Origin of the sequence: Nonlabens arenilitoris, from assembly GCF_002954765.1 — a bacterium.
Taxonomy (GTDB): domain Bacteria; phylum Bacteroidota; class Bacteroidia; order Flavobacteriales; family Flavobacteriaceae; genus Nonlabens; species Nonlabens arenilitoris.
In genome coordinates this window covers 1,338,600-1,357,332 of the sequence record NZ_MTPW01000001.1, presented here as the reverse complement: position 1 = coordinate 1,357,332, position 18,733 = coordinate 1,338,600, and the positions used below count along the sequence as shown (strand labels likewise).

Below are 18,733 nucleotides of genomic sequence, written 5' to 3'. Positions count from 1 at the left end.
CGCAAAAAGAAAGTTTCTAGATATTTAAATTCTTCAAGAATAAAACTAATATTTCCTATAATACATAATATCTGAACTAAAACGATTTTTGCTTATCCCTACGCCACACTTCATTTTTAACGTGTTATGTTATTAGGCCATTTTTATCACAGAAATAGTGGTTTTTAATTATTCAAAGTAGTTGTTAATTCTATAACCACCACTTTTTAAATATTCTTCTCTTGACATGAGATGTAAATCACTTTTCATCATGTCATTAACGAGTTCTTGAAGTGCGATCTCTGGAACCCAACCTAGTTTTTCTTTGGCTTTAGTAGGGTCACCAATTAATAAATCCACCTCTGTAGGACGGAAATATCGAGGATCTACCGCTACTACTTCTTTACCTATTTCTAGTTGATAATCTGGATTTGAGCACGACTTTACGGTTCCTTTCTCATCCACGCCTTCACCATTAAATTCTAGTTCTATACCTACGTACTGAAAAGCCATACGTACAAAGTCACGCACGCTAGTCGTCGTTCCTGTAGCGATAACCCAATCTTCTGGCTCATCGTGTTGTAGGATCATCCACATCATGCGCACATAATCTTTAGCATGTCCCCAATCTCTTTTAGCATCTAGGTTACCTAAATACACTTTATCCTGGAGACCTTTTACGATTTTGGACGTCGCACGTGTTATTTTACGAGTCACAAATGTTTCACCACGTACTGGAGATTCATGGTTGAAAAGAATCCCATTACAAGCAAACATGCCATAAGCTTCACGGTAATTTACTGTTGCCCAGTAAGCGTACATTTTTGCGACAGCATAAGGACTGCGTGGATAGAATGGTGTGGTTTCTGATTGTGGAATCTCTTGCACCTTACCATACAATTCTGATGTAGAAGCTTGATAGACTTTAGTCTTCTTTTCCATTCCTAGCAAGCGTACAGATTCTAGAATACGTAGCGCACCTATACCATCTGCATTTGCGGTGTATTCTGGCATTTCAAAAGAAACTTGAACGTGTGACATCGCTGCGAGGTTATAAATCTCGTCTGGCTGAGTTTCCTTGATGATTCTAGTGAGGTTAGTGGTATCTGTAAGATCGCCATAATGTAATTTGAACTTTACATCAGTCTCATGTGGATCTTGATATAAATGATCAATACGATCTGTATTAAACAATGAAGCACGGCGCTTGATACCGTGTACTTCATATCCTTTTTTTAATAAAAACTCACTTAAATAAGCACCATCTTGACCGGTTACACCAGTGATTAATGCTACTTTATGATTCTTTTCAGACATATGCTTGTTGTAAAGCTGTAAAAATAAGGTTTCCTTAAGACTTATACCTAGCCACTACCCTATCTAATCCATCGCTAATAGATGGAGTTAAATAATTGAAAACCTGTTCTGTTTTTTTACAATCCATCGCACTGTAAGTAGGTCGTTTTGCAGCGGTTTTAAAAGTGGCAACTGGATTGATCGTTTTATTTAAATCTAATTTTTGATTTATCGCTTTCGCGAAAGCGTACCACGTCATTTCTCCTTGATTGGTGAAGTGATAGGTTCCATAGTTTTTAGGGTCATTATGAATCAAGTGGTTCATAAAATCTGCTACATCTAGTGCGCTGGTAGGAGAACCGGTTTGTGTGTTTACTATGCTTAACTCTTCCAAATCAGTTTCTGCAATCCAATTAAAAAAGTTCTTACCATATGGTGCATAGAGCCATGAGATTCTAAAAATGTAATGTTTAGCATTTACTTGAGTAATGGCTTTTTCTCCAGCTAACTTACTCGCACCATAAATATTTACTGGACGAGTAGGATGATCTACCGCATATGGCTTAGAAACATTTCCATCAAAAACGTAATCTGTAGAAAAATGTATCAAAGTCGCGCGATATTGCTCAGCAATTTGAGCCATTTTCTCAACTGCAAGTGCATTTATTTTAAAGGCTTTTTCCTCTTCGGTTTCTGCAAGATCTACGGCTGTGTAAGCGGCGCAATTAATAATGTAATCAGGCAGAATGGTTGCTATATTTTTATGTAAGCTTTGTGAACAGGTGATGTCTAATTCTTGACTTGAAAATGCATAAACTTCACAACCAGATAAAGCGTTTTTGATCGCTGTAGCTAACATACCGTTTGCTCCTGTAATGAGAATTTTTTTCAAGGGTTTGTATTTGTCAAACATCGTCTTCTACAAGCTCAGACTGACATTCTGATTATAATTTTAAAAAATCTAATTTTTCATCTTTTTCAGATAGTAAAACAGCACTATCTGGTAATTGCCAATCTATATTTAACGTTGGGTCGTCATATCGTATCCCAAATTCAGTCTCTGGTTGGTAAGTGTTATCTACTTGATAATTAACGATTGCTATATCTGAAAGGACAGAAAAGCCATGCAGGAATCCTCTAGGAACTAAAAGTTGTTTATGATTATCACCACTTAATTCAATGGTGAAATGTTTTAAAAAGGATGGAGAATCTGGTCTGTAATCTACTGCTACATCAAGAATTTTACCTTGTACGCAACGCACTAGCTTTGCTTGAGCAGCATCTCCTTTTTGTAGATGTAAACCACGTAGCACTCCATAGCTTGAAAAGGACTCGTTATGTAATACAAATGGTGGATGGTTAGGAAACGCTTTTGCGAAAGCGTATTTATCGTGTCTAATACTGAAATAACCGCGATCATCACCGAAAACAGGTGGCTCGATGATATAGCAGTCTTTTAACGGAGTTTCTTTTACAATCATTTCTCTGTAAGTCTCATCAAATAATCTCCATAACCGCTTTTTACAAGTGGTTCTGCGAGGTTTTTGAGTTGTTGCTTCTCAATATATCGTTTACGATAAGCTACTTCTTCTATGGAGCCTATTTTTAAGCCTTGACGCTGTTCGATTACTTGTACAAACTGACTGGCTTGCATTAAGGATTCGAAAGTACCTGTATCGAGCCAGGCAGTTCCTTGATCGAGCACATTTACTTTAAGTCTGCCTCGATTAAGGTATACGTTATTGACGTCTGTAATTTCTAATTCACCACGATGTGATGGTTGTATATATTTTGCAATTTCTACTACCTCATTATCATAGAAATATATCCCAGGGACAGCATAGTTAGATCTAGGATCTTGAGGTTTTTCTTCTATGCTGGTTACTCGCATATTTTCATCAAAGTCTACCACACCATAGCGTTGTGGATCATTTACGTGATAGGCAAAGATGACTCCACCGTCAGGATCTATACTGTCTTGAAGTGCTTTTTCAAGACCTGTTCCATAGAAAATATTATCTCCTAAAATTAAAGCTACACTATCTTTTCCTATGAAATCAGCACCTATTATAAACGCTTCTGCCAGACCATTAGGGTTTTCTTGAACGGCATATTCAAACCTACAGCCCAATTGAGATCCATCGCCTAATAAATTTTTGAAAAGTGGTTGATCTTGTGGCGTAGAAATGATTAATATTTCTTGTATTCCAGCACTCATTAAAGTTGAGATAGGATAATATATCATAGGCTTATCATAGATAGGCATTAACTGCTTACTCACACTTAAAGTAAGTGGATGCAGTCTAGTACCACTACCACCGGCTAGAACTATTCCTTTCATAAATTATATTTTTTGAAATACCATTCTACTGTTTTTTTGATTCCAGACTTAAAGGTTTCTGCTGGTTGCCATTGAAGATCTTTTTCAATTTTAGATGGGTCAATAGCATAACGATAGTCATGACCAGGTCGATCTTTTACATAAGTAATTTGTGCTGCATAAGGTTGTCCATCCTTACGAGGCTGTACCTCATCTAATATACTGCATATATGATTTGCAATATCTATATTTCTTATTTCGTTTTTCCCACCTACATTATAATTTTCTCCAGCACTTGCATTTTCTAAAACGGTATGTAATGCTTGACAATGATCTGTGACATATAACCAATCGCGTACATTTTTCCCATCTCCATAAATGGGAATAGGTTCACCGCTTAATGCTTTTCTTATGACAACTGGAATTAATTTCTCGTCATGCTGTCTAGGTCCATAATTATTACTACAATTAGTAATTATAGCAGGTAAACCATAAGTATGCACATAACTCATGACTAGATGGTCACTCGATGCTTTACTAGCGCTATATGGGCTGCTAGGTGCATAAGGAGTCGTTTCTGTGAAAAAACCTTCATCCTTGAGACTTCCATAAACCTCATCTGTAGAGATGTGAAGAAATCTAGGTTGCATGTTTTGAAAAGATGGCTTAAAAATATGTGGTTGCTCCATCCATAGATGATATGCCGCATGTAACAGGTTAAAAGTTCCATTTACATTAGTTTCAATAAAAACCTGTGGATTTTCTATACTATTGTCTACATGAGACTCTGCCGCGAGATGATATACTTTATTAAATTGATGCTGTTGAAATAAATCGTTTATAAAAGCAGCATTACATATATCGCCTTTAATAAAGGTAAGTCGATCGTGATGATAATTATGAGCAAAATCTAAGTCTGCCGCATAGGTAAGCTTATCTAAATTATAAATATGGCCAGTCGTATTGTTGAGCAAGTATTCTATAAGATTACTTCCTATAAATCCTGCTCCACCAGTGACTAATATTTTATGCATTTTCTTTTTCGTAGTTTTTCAAAAACCTCCAAATCAATGGGAAAAGAGCAATTAATAGTCCAAATCCTAAACCTATTAATGCGCCTTTAAGTCTATAATGCTTCTTTTCAATCATACCTTTTTTGATATATTGAGATATCACATTAATAGTATTGTTATAGCTATACTTATCTTGTCTTACACTAGACATTTGATAAAGTAGATTTCTTTTTTGATCAAAGAGGTTTTTTAATGCTTCCGATGGTTTTTGATCTCCTAAGTATAAGTTAGTACCATTTCCACCTTGAACATCACTAGATTTAATTGCAGTTTGATAAGCTGCGATTAGAGAATCTAGCTCTATCAACTGATAATTCATAGATTTGAGGTCAAAATCTACTGTTTCTTTAAGCGCTTGTTGCTCTGCCTTAATAATGGAGTTTTCTTTTACTTTTATAACATTATCAATTACATTTTCAAGAACAGTTCTATCCATAGACGCTACTTCAATTAATTGAAATTTATAATCTTGATCACGTTTTGCTGCTTTAAAACCCTCAAAACTGAAGTTTTCTAAAGCCATAGTGTCAGATTTTCTTGCTAACTGATCATACTCTTCTAACAACTCTGTATCATTAAACTCTGGACGTATACTTAGTGAAGTGATTTTTGAAGTTTTATCCTTAGAAGTATTAAGTTCTTGGGCTAGTTTTTCAAAATCTTCTTGTTCAACTAATGATTGATAATAATTAATATTAGAAATTAATTGTCCAGCACTTTTAAAATTGGGCTGTACAACTACCTGCGCGGTAAATTGATCACTAGATTTTAAGTTTAAATACCAACCTAAAGCAATACCGGCAATAGAGGTAATTGCTATGATGATTAAATTTTTCTGAATAAAAATCAGAAATAAGATAAGGAAATGGCTAATACCTTTAAACACTTTACCTATACCGGTAAAAAGGTTTTTAAATCCATTACTAATCCAGACAAAAACAGGAACTAAATCTACTTCTTGCTCTTGATTATTCTGTGGTTGGTTTTCCATGAAAAACGAAGGTTTTATTTATTCAAATATAATTGAAGTTTACTTCTTTCTAGAAACGATAAGAGTAAGCTTAAATTATACTTCTGTACTTATTTCTGGTGTGATGCTGTTTTCCATAATCTGCTCTAGGATTTTTTCAGTAATAACATATACTGGTTTAACTCCTGTAAGACCTAGTCCACCACTAGCGAGTGTATGACCCGTTTTTAATGGGTTATCACTAGCATAATAAGCATATCGCACATTAATTTTTTTATTGATACTGCGACGCACTCTAGAGGCGGCCTGTATGGCTTTTTGATAGTGGGCACCTTCCATCTCTAGACCTATCACACGCCAGCTCGAACTATAGAAAAACTGTAATAAATCTTTATTTTGTAATGATGTACCTAGTACAGTAACCATAGAGCCAGCTACTACATTGATACCATCAGTTTTTAAATCTTTTTTAGTTAGTTTATTTTTAAACGGGTAGTTATCTGCAGTACCTTCAAAAACGTGTGCATCTGGAACCATTATATCGCCTTTATCACCTTCTAGAATACCAGCCTTACCCATAATATTGATAGACTTCATATTCATTAAATGTAGCTTACCGTTCTCATCTTTATACGGTTTTAATAATTCATCCATAGTTTCATATGCTTGTTCTCCAAAAGCATAATCCATTACAATGAGCACTGGTTTTGTGTTGTCCTCGCTTTCGCGGAAGCTAACTGAACAAAAGTCTACATCCATGTACTGACACTGAGACATATCAAAAATCTGTACGTCTATATTAGTACCACTTTCATCCTTAAGGTAGGACATTCCATTTGCGAGCGCGTGCTTTTTAATAGCGTCACGATCTTTTTTTGCAGCGTCATTACTAAGTGTTGCAAACAACTCCATGCGGTCGTTGTTTTTAAGTTTTGCCTCGAGCGCTTTAGGTCCATAAAGTGAATTCATGACACTGTGCAAGTTTGCACTAATAATGTGCAATGGCCTATGGAATAAGTTGTTATCTACTAAATGTTGCTTGATACGTAACGCCCATTTATCTCCATGAATATGGTGACCTAGACGTTCTCTTAAAACAGGAGAGAATGTGACTAATCTCTTTTCTCCTTCTAAAATTTCTTTTTTTGCAAGATTTCCTAAATGATAGATGGTACTTAAAAACTGATGTGGATTTTTAGACGTTGCAAAATCGTTGTAAACACTCATTACTTCTTCAAAAGTGCGTCCCAAAATAGTGGCCACATGTGTCACGGCAACTTCTTTCTCTTGTTGTGTGAGTTTAGTTTTTCCTATTACAGCTTCAAGACATTTCCAGTCGCGTGTAGTACTGCCATTATCACCTACTAAAACCTGTTTCATGATCTTATGAGATTCTATCATAAGAAAAGTAAGGTGCGTCAGTATATCATATATTTCTGAGCGTCCTCGAGTGACCTCAATATTCATCTGGTGCTTATCGATACGATAACAGTTGCGACGTCTTTTTTTAGGGATGATAGCTTTAAAATGTGAACCTTGATAACCTTCATCACTGGTTAAATTGATATAAGAACACTCTTCTATACCTTCTGGTAAACGATCCATCACATAAAGTAAACCGCTTAGTTCTATTTTCTCTTCAGCAATAGATCCATAGATTTCTGGTCTTAAGGTAAGTAGTGATTCTCTTAATGATTCTCCACTCACACCCATAGGTTTATAAAAGCCACGATTAAATAAATGTCGCATAGTGATATACATGCGTTCAATGGCATTAGTACTTTCTTGGGCTCTTGTGCGTGGTTCTACGTTAAGTATAGGCATATAATAAATTTCCTAGCAAAGATAGTTATTTAACTAGTCTATACAGCGCTATGCGTTAAATGCCGCTGTTATAAGATTGTAAATTTATAATCAGAAAATTAATTATGAAGTAATTGTTCTAATACTTGAGCAATTTTACGGTCATTAGATAGTCGTGGCAATTTATTTTGTCCTCCTAGTTTACCTATCGTTTTCATATATTGTTTAAATCCATTTTTATCAACTTGCTTTATGATAAGTGGTTGCAACACTTTACCAACGATTAAATCATCATAGTAACTATTTTGTTCCCGCATTTTAAGATCTAATGTTGCTTTAAAGGCTTCTAAATCTTTAGGTTTTTCATCAAATTCGATAAACCACTCGTGATAAGGTAATTCATCATTACCTGGGGCAAGTTGTGGTGCGACAGTAAATTCATTAATCACAACATTGTGTATGGCAGCGGCTTCTTCCATAGCATGTTCTACTTCTTTACCTATAACATGTTCTCCACTTGCACTTATATAATGTTTAATACGACCGGTGACAATAACACGGTATGGATTAGTAGAAGTGAAAGCAATCGTATCTCCTATATTGTAAGCCCATAAACCAGCTGTTGTAGAAATAATAAGCACATAATTCACACCGATCTCCACCTCACCTATAGTTAATCGTGGTGCATTATCTTCAAAGAATTGATCTGCAGGAATAAATTCATAAAAAATTCCAGCATCTAAGAGTAAAAGCATGCCTTTTACATCTTGTTTATCTTGATATGCAAAAAATCCTTCGCTTGCCGGAAAAAGCTCAATGCTATCTACTTTTCTTCCTATAAGTTGCTCAAATTTTGGCCTATATGGTTCAAAGTTAACACCACCATAAATAAAGAGATTAAAATCTGGAAATACATCACCTACTTTTTTACCAGTGCGTTGTACAATGCGTTCAAAATACATTTGTACCCAACTAGGGATTCCAGAAATAATACCCATGTTTTGAGGTAAGGTTTCATCAATGATGGCCTCAACCTTAGTTTCCCAATCTTCAATACAGTTGGTTTCCCATGAAGGCAAACGATTTTTTTGTAAATATCCAGGAACATAATGTGCGACAATTCCACTTAATCTACCTAACTGGACACCATTCTTATCTTCCATCTCTGGACTACCTTGCAAGAAAATCATTTTGTGATCTACAAAAGCTGCTTTACCTGTCTCGTGGATGTAACTTAAAATTGCATTACGAGCAGCCTTTACATGCTCCGGCATAGACTCCTTAGTAATAGGGATATATTTTGCGCCGCTAGTAGTTCCAGATGTCTTTGCATAATATAATGGTTTACCTGGCCATAAAATATCTGATTCTCCGGCCACGACTCTATCTACAAATGGTCTTAACTCTTCATAATCTCGTACGGGAACATTTTTAACAAATCTGGAATGTGTATCAATATTGTCAAAAGAATGAGCTTTACCAAAAGCCGTATCTCGGGCAGTTTTAATAAGGTGTTTAAAGACCTTTTCTTGAGTAGCCACAGGTTGACTAGACCATTTATGGGTTTGCCTATCAATGATAGCTGCAAAAACCTTTGCTGCGATTGATTTTATTGACATTATTGAAAGTTAATAAAATTAGTTGGGTCTTGTGGATAGCCATCCATCCACAATTCAAAATGTAAATGGGGTCCATTAGTTAATTCACCTGTATTACCTACAATTCCTATCACCTCACCAGCTTGCACTTGATCGTTTTGCTTTTTATTTAAAGTAGCCATGTGCTTATAAACTGTGATAACACCATATGAATGTTCCATAAGAATTGTATTTCCTGTATCCGTACTCCATCCCGCAAATATAACTGTCCCATCTGCTGCTGCTTTTACAGGTGCATTTGCTGCAGAGGTGATATCAACAGCATAATGTTTTTTTTGAGCGTTGAACCCATCTGATATTGTACCTGTCACTGGTGTAAAAAACACAAAATTAGTACGACTAGTCGCTCCTTCTATGACATTGTATTTATCTTCACGGTCCACTTCCTCTCGCAATAAGCTATCTTCTTCAATAGGAATAGGTAAATTCTCTTGATTTGCAGTTTCTACTTTTGCAATACTGTCTATTCTGGCATATTCTGCTGCAGTGATGTTACCACTTAACACCATTTGAATGCGATCATATTTTTGTTGCTGTAATTGAATTGAGGTCAGTAAAGAATCTGTTTTATTTTCTAGTGTTATAACATCTTTAGTAAGCTTAGTACTGGCATATCCAGGTATAAACTCCCTTAAAGGTGTAAATGCTATTAAAACCGTGGTTACTCCTATAAGAATTATAGCAGATAGTACAGTAACTATAAAGACATTTAACCTGGTTAAGTTTAATGAAAAACGTTCTTCAAAGGTATCATCGTTGAGCACCACCATACGATAACGATGCAACCATTTTCTCTTCAGTTTTCCTTTTTCTTTTTTAATAGCCATGAGCGTTTATAACGAAATTCAAAGATAAAATAATATAATAGCTCGCACGTTATTTCTATGCAATGCTATTCTAACTATTCATCAACTATAAGTAGAATTAAAAATTGTCTATTTTATATGATTCAAGCCAGTTTTACACGGGCTAAGCTTATACTTTTTATAAAATAAGTAATTTTAACGTCATTTATCAAAGTTTGATTGAGTTCATCGTATCTTTGTACTGTTTTTAAAACACATATTATGTTAGCAAACTTTATTTTAGGAATGCCTGGTTATGGTAGTATTATATTAATAGCGCTAGTAGTGTTATTAATTTTTGGAGGTAAAAAAATACCTGAATTAATGCGCGGTCTAGGTGGTGGAATTAAAGAATTTAAAGACGCTACTAAAGAAGACAAAGCAAATAATGATCAAATAGACTCTAACAACTAGTCTAAATCATATTTTATAAAAAAGCCCTTTTAACATGGTTAAAAGGGCTTTTTTTATGTGCAATCACAAAGAATTATTTAATCTTCTTGTGATATAAATTTCACACTTTTCAATATTGATTCTAGTTCAAAAAGGTAATTGCGTTGTTTTGCACTAGGCGCAAAAATGTAACCTTCTATAACTAACCAGTTGTTCTTTTCTTCATTATAAATAGCATAATTAAGAAAAGGTCCAGACATAAACTGTCCGCTTACTTCCCATAATCCCTTAGTTTCATAAGCAAATTTACCATCCACCTGACTTTCATTTACATAAGGCGAGAATGCGCGTTCTGTGATAAATTTTCCATTATCTACTGGTACTTTTAAAGAACCTACAGAATCTCTTACCTTAGTAATGCTAGCTACTACATTAGAATCTTGAGGGATCTTATGACGACCCACTTCATAAATCATAATATCCATTGTACCTTCTTTAATGTTACGTCGCAGCCAGAAAAAATCCTTATCATCTGGTGCTGCATAACGGTAAGATCTAGGGGCTATTAATTCAATATTGAATCGTTCTTTAATTTGATCTACATTAAGCCCTACTTTTTTCATTAAGCGTTGCTTTTCCTTAATCTCACCATCATTAAATATGGTTTTAATTTGTTGTGCATTATTAACGATTTGCTCTATAATGCCAGCAGCGTCCTTACCTCTTATAATAACACCGGTCTGTGGATTTGCATATAAACCAGTAGTAACACTTACACCAGGTTCTTTATTAGAAACTTCAACCTTTAAATAATTACGATTTTTCATTAATAATCCTGCAAAAGAATCTGGTTCTATTTGATTAAGAGAGAACTGTGGTTCTTCACGAACTAGTCCATCTACAGGTGCTGCTAAAATCTGTCTAATACTATCACCTACTTCATTCTCCCATAAATCGTTATCAATTACTAATAAAATATCATTCATTCTACCGGCACTATCTGTTACAATTACGGGCGCATCGTTACAACTCGTAAGAGTAATCAATAAGATAAATATGTAAAGTATGGATTTCATAAACGTATTATTTAAGTTTTAAAGTGGTACCTGGTTGCAAATCTTCTGTTTTACCTGGATTCAATTTTCTAATTTGAGCAATAGTTATGCCATAGGTGTTTGCAATTTTCCATAAACTATCACCACTTTTTACTCTATAACTACCAGGTGTTTTTTTTGTACTGGTAGCGCTACTTGTTATGGGCTTACGTGGGTGAATATATAACCGCTGACCTATTTTTAGATTATAACTGCGCAAGCTGTTCCACCTTTTCAATTGACTAACTTTCACCCCATATTTATTAGCAATTTTACCTAGATAGTCTCCATTTTTAACTCGATAAACGACGCGAGACTCTGCTTTAACGAGTTCTGGTAAAGGTTTTTCTTTTTTGTCAAATTCTGCTTTCGCAAAAGCGTATACCGCATCCTCACTGCTCACAAATTTACCTGCAGCTCTAACTGGTAATCTCAAATAATAATTTCTACCGGACACTGCTGGGATGATGTCTAATTTATAACTAGGATTATGAAATTGAATGGTCTCCATATCCTCATCAGTAAATTGTGCCACGTGCTCTAACGAAATCATTTTTTTTACACGTATCGTATCAGTCGCTATAGTTTTATAAGCTGTTTGTGCTGGTTGAAAACCATGCTCGCTTGCATAGGTGTATAAATATACCATTGCTTGAAAAGCAGGCACATAGCCAGCCGTTTCTCGTGGTAAATAAGGTCTTAGATTCCAGTAGTTTTTATATCCACCACTGCGTCTAATGGCTTTATTCACGTTACCTGGACCAGAATTATAAGCGGCAAGTGCTAGATCCCAATCTCCATAAATATTATATAAACTCTTTAAAAATTTACAAGCAGCCTCTGTAGATTTTATAGGGTCCATGCGTTCATCTACATAAGAGTTAACTTCAAGATCAAAATCACGACCAGTAGCAAACATGAATTGCCATAATCCAGTAGCACCTACTCTACTTTTTGCTCTAGGATCTAATGCACTTTCTACAACGGCCAGATACTTCATCTCTAAAGGGATATCATATTTATCTAGCATTTCCTCAAATAATGGAAAATAGTAATCGCTTAAGGTCATCAAACGCTCCATATAGATGCGTTGATGACTGAGTTTCCTATTAATTAATTGTTCTAATACTGGATTATAGTCTATTTGAAAAGGCGTGGTTTCATTAATACGTTTAAGACGCGCTTTAAGCGTGTCTGTAGGTAAGGATTTCATTACAGCCTCACTATAATCCATTTGTATAACTTCATCATACATATAGTCATACATATCATTGTTATACAGTTCTTTAAGTAACTTCTCGTCAAATTCATCAACCTCTGGATATTCATTAATTCCAGCGGTTTCAACTGTTATTACCGGTATATTCGCCACAGAAATAGTATCAGTTACTACCTCTATAGAAGGTTTAATCGTGTCTCCTATTGCTACATTTTGTTGTTCTTTTAGCTGATTTTTTTTGAATTCTTCATAGGTAATTATGCGTCCGGTAGTACTAGTACTATCCGGTGAGACTTGCGCCATAGTCACCATAGATAACGCAAAAAATGTTAAAAAGAATTTATACATGTATGGATTTAAGAATTAATCTAATATAGCGGCTATACCAGGTAGAGTTTTACCTTCTAGCATTTCTAGCATGGCACCACCACCGGTTGAGACATAACTTACTTGATTATCAAAACCAAATTGCTTTACTGCTGCAACTGAGTCACCACCACCTACTAAAGAAAATGCTCCTGCTGCAGTAGACGCAGCGACAGATTTTCCTAGAGAAATTGTTCCATGTGAAAAAGGCTCTAATTCAAAAACACCTGCTGGACCATTCCACAAGATGGTTTTGGCCTGCATTAATACTGTATGAAATTGTGATCTAGATTTTTCTCCTATATCTAATCCCATCCAACCGTTAGGTATAGCATCTATAGCCGCATTATCTATAGTTGCATGTTCAGAAAAGGCATCGGCAGTGATAGCGTCTACTGGTAAATGTATATTTGTATTTTTTGATTTGGCTTTTTCAAGTATTTCAAGTGCTAGTTCCATTTTATCATCTTCGCAAAGAGAGTCTCCTATCTTTCCACCTTGTGCTTTAATAAAAGTGTATGCCATACCACCTGCGATAATAAGATCATCTACCTTATCCAGTATATTCTCAATAACGGTAATTTTTGATGAAACTTTTGCGCCTCCTAAAATAGCCACAACTGGTTTATCTGGAGTTTCCAGCACTTTATTCAAGCTCTCAATCTCTCTTGTCATTAAGTGACCAAAGCATTTTTCATCAAAATATTGAGCAATTATTGCTGTAGAAGCATGTGCTCTATGTGCGGTACCAAATGCGTCGTTTACATAAACGTTACCTAATTGAGATAACGCTTTCGCGAAAGAGGCATCACCAGCAGTTTCTTCACTATAAAACCTTAGGTTTTCTAACAATAAAACCTCACAAGGTTGCAAATTTGCAGCTGCTTGTTGAGCAGCATCACCTATACAATCTTCGACAAATTTAACTTGTACACCTAAGATATCTGTAGCTGCTGCTACAATATGCTTTAATGAAAATTCCTCTTGATTTCCTTTAGGACGACCTAGATGTGACATTAATATGACAGATCCTTCATCTTCTAATATTTTAATGATGGTATCTTTTGCTGCGTGGATACGAGTGGTATCTGTCACTTCAAAATTATCATTGAGAGGTACATTAAAGTCTACTCTTACTAGGGCTTTTTTATCCTTAAAATTGATATCGTTAATCGTCTTCATAGTTATATGTTGTGAATGGTGACAAATATAGCGGTTATGATACAACCTCGCGCCTATACTTTTATATTTGCAATATGCGATATCAAGATATCATAGGTCTAGAACATTTAAAGAGACATTTACAAACGACTGTTATTAACGGTAGGATTGCACACGCACAATTAATGATAGGTCCTACAGGTAGCGGTGTATTACCGCTAGCACTAGTGTATGCGAGAAGTATATTATGTAGTGAAGATAATGATAGATGTGATACACAAATGGATCAAATCGCACATCCAGATTTACATTTTGCTTATCCAGTCGCAAATAATGCACGTATTAAAGATAAAGCAGTATCTGATGACTATATAGCCGAATGGCGAGAATTCTTAACAACACAACCCTATGGAAGTCTAGCAGACTGGTATCAAGCCATAGAAATTGAAAAAAAGCAAAGTAAGATAGGTGTAGATGAGGCTAAAAGGATTGTATCTAAATTAAGTCTTAAATCTTATGAAGGTGGATATAAGGTTTTAATTATTTGGGGTGCTGATAAGTTAAATACTGAAGCTTCTAACAAATTATTGAAATTAATTGAAGAGCCGCCAGCAAAAACGGTATTCTTACTTATTGCTGAAGATGAGGATCAAATTATTAATACGATAAAATCGAGATGCCAGCTTTTACATGTTCCTAAATTAAATAGTGAATCTATCGCTAACGGACTAATTGAAAGAAATGGATTAGAAATAACTCGTGCCCAACAGATTGCAAGACAGTCTAATGGTGATTATAATAAAGCTGTTCAATCCATAAATAATATATCTGAAGATATTGATTTTGAAAAATGGTTTGTGACTTGGGTGCGTACTGCATTTGCAGCACGTGGACGCAAGTCAGCTATTAATGATTTAATTGCTTGGGCAGATATGGTAGCCGCAACTAATCGAGAAACCCAAAAACGATTTCTATTGTACTGTCTAGAATACTTTAGACAAGCAATGCTGCTTAATTATAAGGCAAAAAGTGCAGTTTATTTAACACCGCAAATGCCCGATTTTAAATTAGAAAAGTTTGCTCCATTTATAGAAGGTCATCGTATTCAACCTATCAGTGATGAAATAGAGAAGGCTATTTACCATATTGAAAGAAATGGTAATGGTAAAGTCATTTTAACAGACCTAGCAATAGGACTTACTCGTCTTATTCATAAATCTGCTTAAAAGTAGTTAACATGTTGAAAATTAGGAATTAATTATAAAAAGGTAGTAATTTTACCTTTCGTTAAAAATTCTTTCTATTGATTACTTATTCAGGTCCCATTTTAATTTTAGTTTTTTTGCTGTTAACAATAATTATTTCTGCTTATGAAAAATTATTTGTTTGGAATAAAACTCTCAAGGATTATGTATTAATGTATAAAAACCATCTACCACCTTTTTTGGTGAAATTATCATTAATTATCATTTTAGGTCTTGAGATAATTGTAACCTCAATTCTAGCTTTGGGAATTTATGATATAATTGTTGATCAAGATATCTCCTTAAGCGAAATAGGATTAATTATTACTGGAGTCCTTTTCTTAATTCTACTTATCGGGTTAAGAATTTTACAGGATTATCGTGGTGCAGGAAGAACAGCAATTTATTTTCTTCTCGTGGTTTTCGGTCTATTTTGGATACAATCAATATAAACTATTGTTTGTATATCTAAAATAATTTAAACCTATTAAAAACCTCTTAATTAAAAGAGTTTATACAGGCTTTTAAATAATATTAAACACTATTGTAATAAATTTTGTAAAAGCTTCTTAAAAAGCTTTAAAATCGTTTTCTAAGCACGTAAACTAATGAAGAAGGCTCATTAGTGAACACCGCAGCACAATTAGATAATAATCCAATACATAAACCATAAAGAAAGGAAAATTTTCTTTTCTGATAACGTGCAGATAGTATGGAAACATATAAACTGTCAAACCACATCGGTTTTGTAGTTAGTAATTCAAAACGATCTTGAAAGATATTTCCTATAGCTTCTTTATTGAAATGATATAAGTGACGAGGAACGTCATATCCAGCCCATTCTTTTTTAAAAAATTTTGCGTCAAATGAATTATAATTAGGCAATGCTAAAATAAGAATTCCATCTTTTGATAACCAGTTTTGAATTTGATGAATTTGCTTTTCAAAATCAGGCACATGTTCAAGAACATGATACATACTGATTACCTTAATACTTTTAGACTCTATAGAATCTGTTTGATTTAAAAGCATGATTCCTTTTCTTGCAGCAAATGATCTTGCCTTTTCACTAGGCTCATAACCTATAGCATCGTAACCTGCATTTTTTAAAATGGCTACAACATCTCCTACTCCAGCACCTATATCCAGAATTTTTCCGTTCATTGCATACTTTGCAATCAACTGTTTTTTACTTTTTAAGTTCCACCTTTTAGCAAACTGATAACACTTTGCAAAAAAAGAGGTCTGAGAATCATCGTGGGATAGATAATCTTCACTCTCATAATATGCATCAACATTTTTAGGATGTGGAATAGTTTTAAGAACTCCTGTTGATGGATCCTTATAAAGTTCAAATGATTCTTGAGTTAAAAAATAGTCTTTTAACTTTAAAAATAGTTGTGAGTAAGAGGTTTCTTTTTTCATTGTTCCACGTGAAACTATCTACCCATATGTACCAATAAAACAGAAATGTCACTAGGTGAAACCCCTGAAATACGAGATGCTTGAGAAACTGTTGCCGGTTGAATTGCAGTTAATTTTTCACGTGCTTCATAAGAAAGTGACTTGATAGATTTGAAATCATAGTCAGATGGAATCTTTACATTTTCTAATCTATGTAACTTATCGGCGTTGTCTTTTTCTTTGGCAATGTAGCCCGCATATTTAACATGAACTTCAACTTGCTCTAGAATATCATCATCTAGATCATTAGCTTCTAGATATTCTTTTACCTGTGAAATTGTTTTTATATCTTCTAGATTGATTTGCGGCCTTGAAAAAACTTTAAATAATTTATCATTTTGAGTAACCTGCTTACTTCCTTTAGTCACTAATAAGTTATTCATTTCTTTAAAATCGTAACTAGTATCTCGTAAAAATTGAACCATTTTTTCTGATTCTGTAGCCTTACGATCAACTCTTTTTAGAGCTTCATCAGTAACAATACCTAATTCAACTGCTCTAGGTGTCAATCTTAAATCAGCATTATCTTGTCTTAACAAAGTTCTATATTCGGCTCGTGATGTGAACATTCTATAAGGTTCTTCTGTACCTTTAGTTATTAAATCATCGACAAGAACGCCTATATAAGCTTCATCTCTCTTAAGTATAAAAGCCTCTTCTTCCCTTATCTTGCGTACAGCATTAATACCGGCCATTAAACCTTGGGAAGCAGCTTCTTCATATCCAGTCGTACCATTAATCTGACCAGCAAAATATAATCCGTCAATAAGCTTAGTCTCTAAAGTATGTTTTAATTGGGTAGGTGGAAAATAATCATATTCTATAGCATAACCAGGTCTGAAAAATTTGACGTTTTCAAAACCAACTACACTACGTAAAGCTCTAAATTGTACATCCTCAGGTAAAGATGTACTAAAACCATTCACATAAACCTCACAGGTATTCCAACCTTCAGGTTCCACAAAAAGTTGATGTCTATCCTTATCTGCAAAACGGTCTATTTTATCTTCAATACTCGGACAATATCGTGGACCCAACGATTTAATCCTACCATTAAACATGGGAGATCTATCAAAACCTTCACGCAATAAATTATGCACTTCAGGACTAGTGTAGGTCATGTGACAATCTCTTTGATGTTTCAAACATGTTGTTAGATTACTATAACTAAACTTAGAAGTGACAGCATCACCAGGCTGTGGTTCCATTTTAGAATAGTCTAACGAGCGACCATCAACTCTTGGAGGAGTTCCAGTTTTCATTCTACCCGATTCAAATCCTAGCTCAACAAGTTGACCTGTAATTCCTGTAGAGGCACGTTCTCCTGCCCTACCACCACCGAACTGTTTATCACCTATATGAATCAAACCATTCAAAAAAGTACCATTGGTAAGAACTACAGACTTAGATCTTATTTCAATACCTAACGATGTACGGACACCTACCACTTTTTCACCTTCAATCAACAGTCCAGAAACCATTTCTTGATAGAAATCTAATAAAGGAATGGCTTCCAACTGCATTCTCCATTCTTCAGAAAAACGCATTCGATCGTTTTGGGTTCTAGGAGACCACATAGCCGGACCTTTAGATTGATTGAGCATCTTAAATTGTATGGCGCTTTTATCAGAAACGATACCACTTAAACCACCCAAAGCATCAATCTCTCTTACAATTTGCCCTTTTGCAATACCGCCCATAGCAGGATTACAAGACATTTGGCCTATAGTTTCCAAATTCATAGTTACTAGTAAGGTACTAGAACCCATATTTGCAGCAACGGCAGCAGCCTCACTTCCTGCATGACCAGCACCAACAACTATTACATCATATTCTTTATCAAACATA

General features: G+C 34.8%; 17 protein-coding genes. 3 read left to right on the top strand and 14 right to left on the bottom strand.

Annotation, left to right across the window (positions count from 1 at the left end):
- Positions 1-168: 168 nt before the first annotated feature.
- The 9 genes from gmd to BST92_RS05995 form a co-directional block, all read right to left on the bottom strand.
- Entirely contained in the window at positions 169-1,296 is a 1,128-nt protein-coding gene (gmd, locus tag BST92_RS06035) for a GDP-mannose 4,6-dehydratase (RefSeq protein ID WP_036583231.1), read from the bottom strand.
- Positions 1,297-1,330: 34 nt separating this feature from the next.
- On the bottom strand, positions 1,331-2,167 hold the full coding sequence (gene rfbD, locus BST92_RS06030; RefSeq protein WP_105072210.1) for a dTDP-4-dehydrorhamnose reductase: 837 nt from the start codon (positions 2,165-2,167) through the stop codon (positions 1,331-1,333).
- A gap of 52 nt (positions 2,168-2,219) precedes the next feature.
- The gene (gene rfbC, locus BST92_RS06025; RefSeq protein WP_105070635.1) at positions 2,220-2,756 is read right to left on the bottom strand and encodes a dTDP-4-dehydrorhamnose 3,5-epimerase; all 537 of its coding nucleotides are present in this window, start codon (positions 2,754-2,756) and stop codon (positions 2,220-2,222) included.
- A complete protein-coding gene (gene rfbA, locus BST92_RS06020; protein WP_105070634.1) occupies positions 2,753-3,616 on the bottom strand; it encodes a glucose-1-phosphate thymidylyltransferase RfbA in 864 nt (287 codons plus the stop codon). The genes rfbC and rfbA overlap by 4 nt, the downstream gene beginning before the upstream one ends.
- Positions 3,613-4,629 (bottom strand): dTDP-glucose 4,6-dehydratase, encoded by a 1,017-nt coding sequence (gene rfbB / locus BST92_RS06015; protein WP_105070633.1) that lies wholly within the window; start codon positions 4,627-4,629, stop codon positions 3,613-3,615. The genes rfbA and rfbB overlap by 4 nt, the downstream gene beginning before the upstream one ends.
- A complete protein-coding gene (locus BST92_RS06010; protein ID WP_105070632.1) occupies positions 4,622-5,659 on the bottom strand; it encodes a hypothetical protein in 1,038 nt (345 codons plus the stop codon). The genes rfbB and BST92_RS06010 overlap by 8 nt, the downstream gene beginning before the upstream one ends.
- Before the next feature lie 75 nt (positions 5,660-5,734).
- Positions 5,735-7,462: a DUF6909 family protein gene (locus BST92_RS06005; protein ID WP_105070631.1), complete on the bottom strand. Its 1,728-nt coding sequence runs from the start codon at positions 7,460-7,462 to the stop codon at positions 5,735-5,737.
- A 98-nt stretch (positions 7,463-7,560) separates the two neighbouring features.
- Positions 7,561-9,060, bottom strand: a complete 1,500-nt coding sequence (locus BST92_RS06000; protein WP_105070630.1) for a GH3 auxin-responsive promoter family protein — start codon at positions 9,058-9,060, stop codon at positions 7,561-7,563.
- On the bottom strand, positions 9,060-9,926 hold the full coding sequence (locus tag BST92_RS05995; protein WP_105070629.1) for a M23 family metallopeptidase: 867 nt from the start codon (positions 9,924-9,926) through the stop codon (positions 9,060-9,062). Before BST92_RS05995 ends, BST92_RS06000 begins: the two co-directional genes overlap by 1 nt.
- 237 nt (positions 9,927-10,163) lie before the next feature.
- On the opposite strand from BST92_RS05995, the gene BST92_RS05990 reads away from it, so the two are divergent.
- Positions 10,164-10,358: a twin-arginine translocase TatA/TatE family subunit gene (locus tag BST92_RS05990; protein ID WP_105072209.1), complete on the top strand. Its 195-nt coding sequence runs from the start codon at positions 10,164-10,166 to the stop codon at positions 10,356-10,358.
- 77 nt (positions 10,359-10,435) lie between these two features.
- Here the strand turns inward: BST92_RS05990 and BST92_RS05985 are convergent, their stop codons facing one another.
- The 3 genes from BST92_RS05985 to BST92_RS05975 are packed head-to-tail and all read right to left on the bottom strand — an operon-like array spanning position 10,436 to position 14,198.
- Positions 10,436-11,413, bottom strand: coding sequence for a DUF4837 family protein (locus tag BST92_RS05985; RefSeq protein ID WP_105070628.1), 978 nt, complete (start codon positions 11,411-11,413; stop codon positions 10,436-10,438).
- Between the two features lie 7 nt (positions 11,414-11,420).
- Complete coding sequence (locus BST92_RS05980) at positions 11,421-12,998, bottom strand: lytic transglycosylase domain-containing protein (protein ID WP_105070627.1); 1,578 nt, start codon at positions 12,996-12,998, stop codon at positions 11,421-11,423.
- A 15-nt stretch (positions 12,999-13,013) separates the two neighbouring features.
- Positions 13,014-14,198 carry a phosphoglycerate kinase gene (locus tag BST92_RS05975; RefSeq protein ID WP_105070626.1) on the bottom strand — a complete coding sequence of 395 codons (1,185 nt, stop codon included), beginning with the start codon at positions 14,196-14,198 and terminating at the stop codon, positions 13,014-13,016.
- Between the two features lie 74 nt (positions 14,199-14,272).
- On the opposite strand from BST92_RS05975, the gene BST92_RS05970 reads away from it, so the two are divergent.
- Positions 14,273-15,403 (top strand): DNA polymerase III subunit, encoded by a 1,131-nt coding sequence (locus BST92_RS05970; RefSeq protein ID WP_105070625.1) that lies wholly within the window; start codon positions 14,273-14,275, stop codon positions 15,401-15,403.
- 221 nt (positions 15,404-15,624) lie between these two features.
- Positions 15,625-15,873, top strand: a complete 249-nt coding sequence (locus tag BST92_RS14930; protein ID WP_146105109.1) for a hypothetical protein — start codon at positions 15,625-15,627, stop codon at positions 15,871-15,873.
- Positions 15,874-16,000: 127 nt separating this feature from the next.
- On the opposite strand, the gene BST92_RS05960 is transcribed toward BST92_RS14930, so the two are convergent.
- Together BST92_RS05960 and mnmG are read right to left on the bottom strand one after the other, a co-directional pair.
- Complete coding sequence (locus BST92_RS05960; RefSeq protein ID WP_105070623.1) at positions 16,001-16,846, bottom strand: class I SAM-dependent methyltransferase; 846 nt, start codon at positions 16,844-16,846, stop codon at positions 16,001-16,003.
- 14 nt (positions 16,847-16,860) lie between these two features.
- Positions 16,861-18,732 carry a tRNA uridine-5-carboxymethylaminomethyl(34) synthesis enzyme MnmG gene (gene mnmG, locus BST92_RS05955; RefSeq protein WP_105070622.1) on the bottom strand — a complete coding sequence of 624 codons (1,872 nt, stop codon included), beginning with the start codon at positions 18,730-18,732 and terminating at the stop codon, positions 16,861-16,863.
- Position 18,733 lies beyond the last annotated feature (1 nt).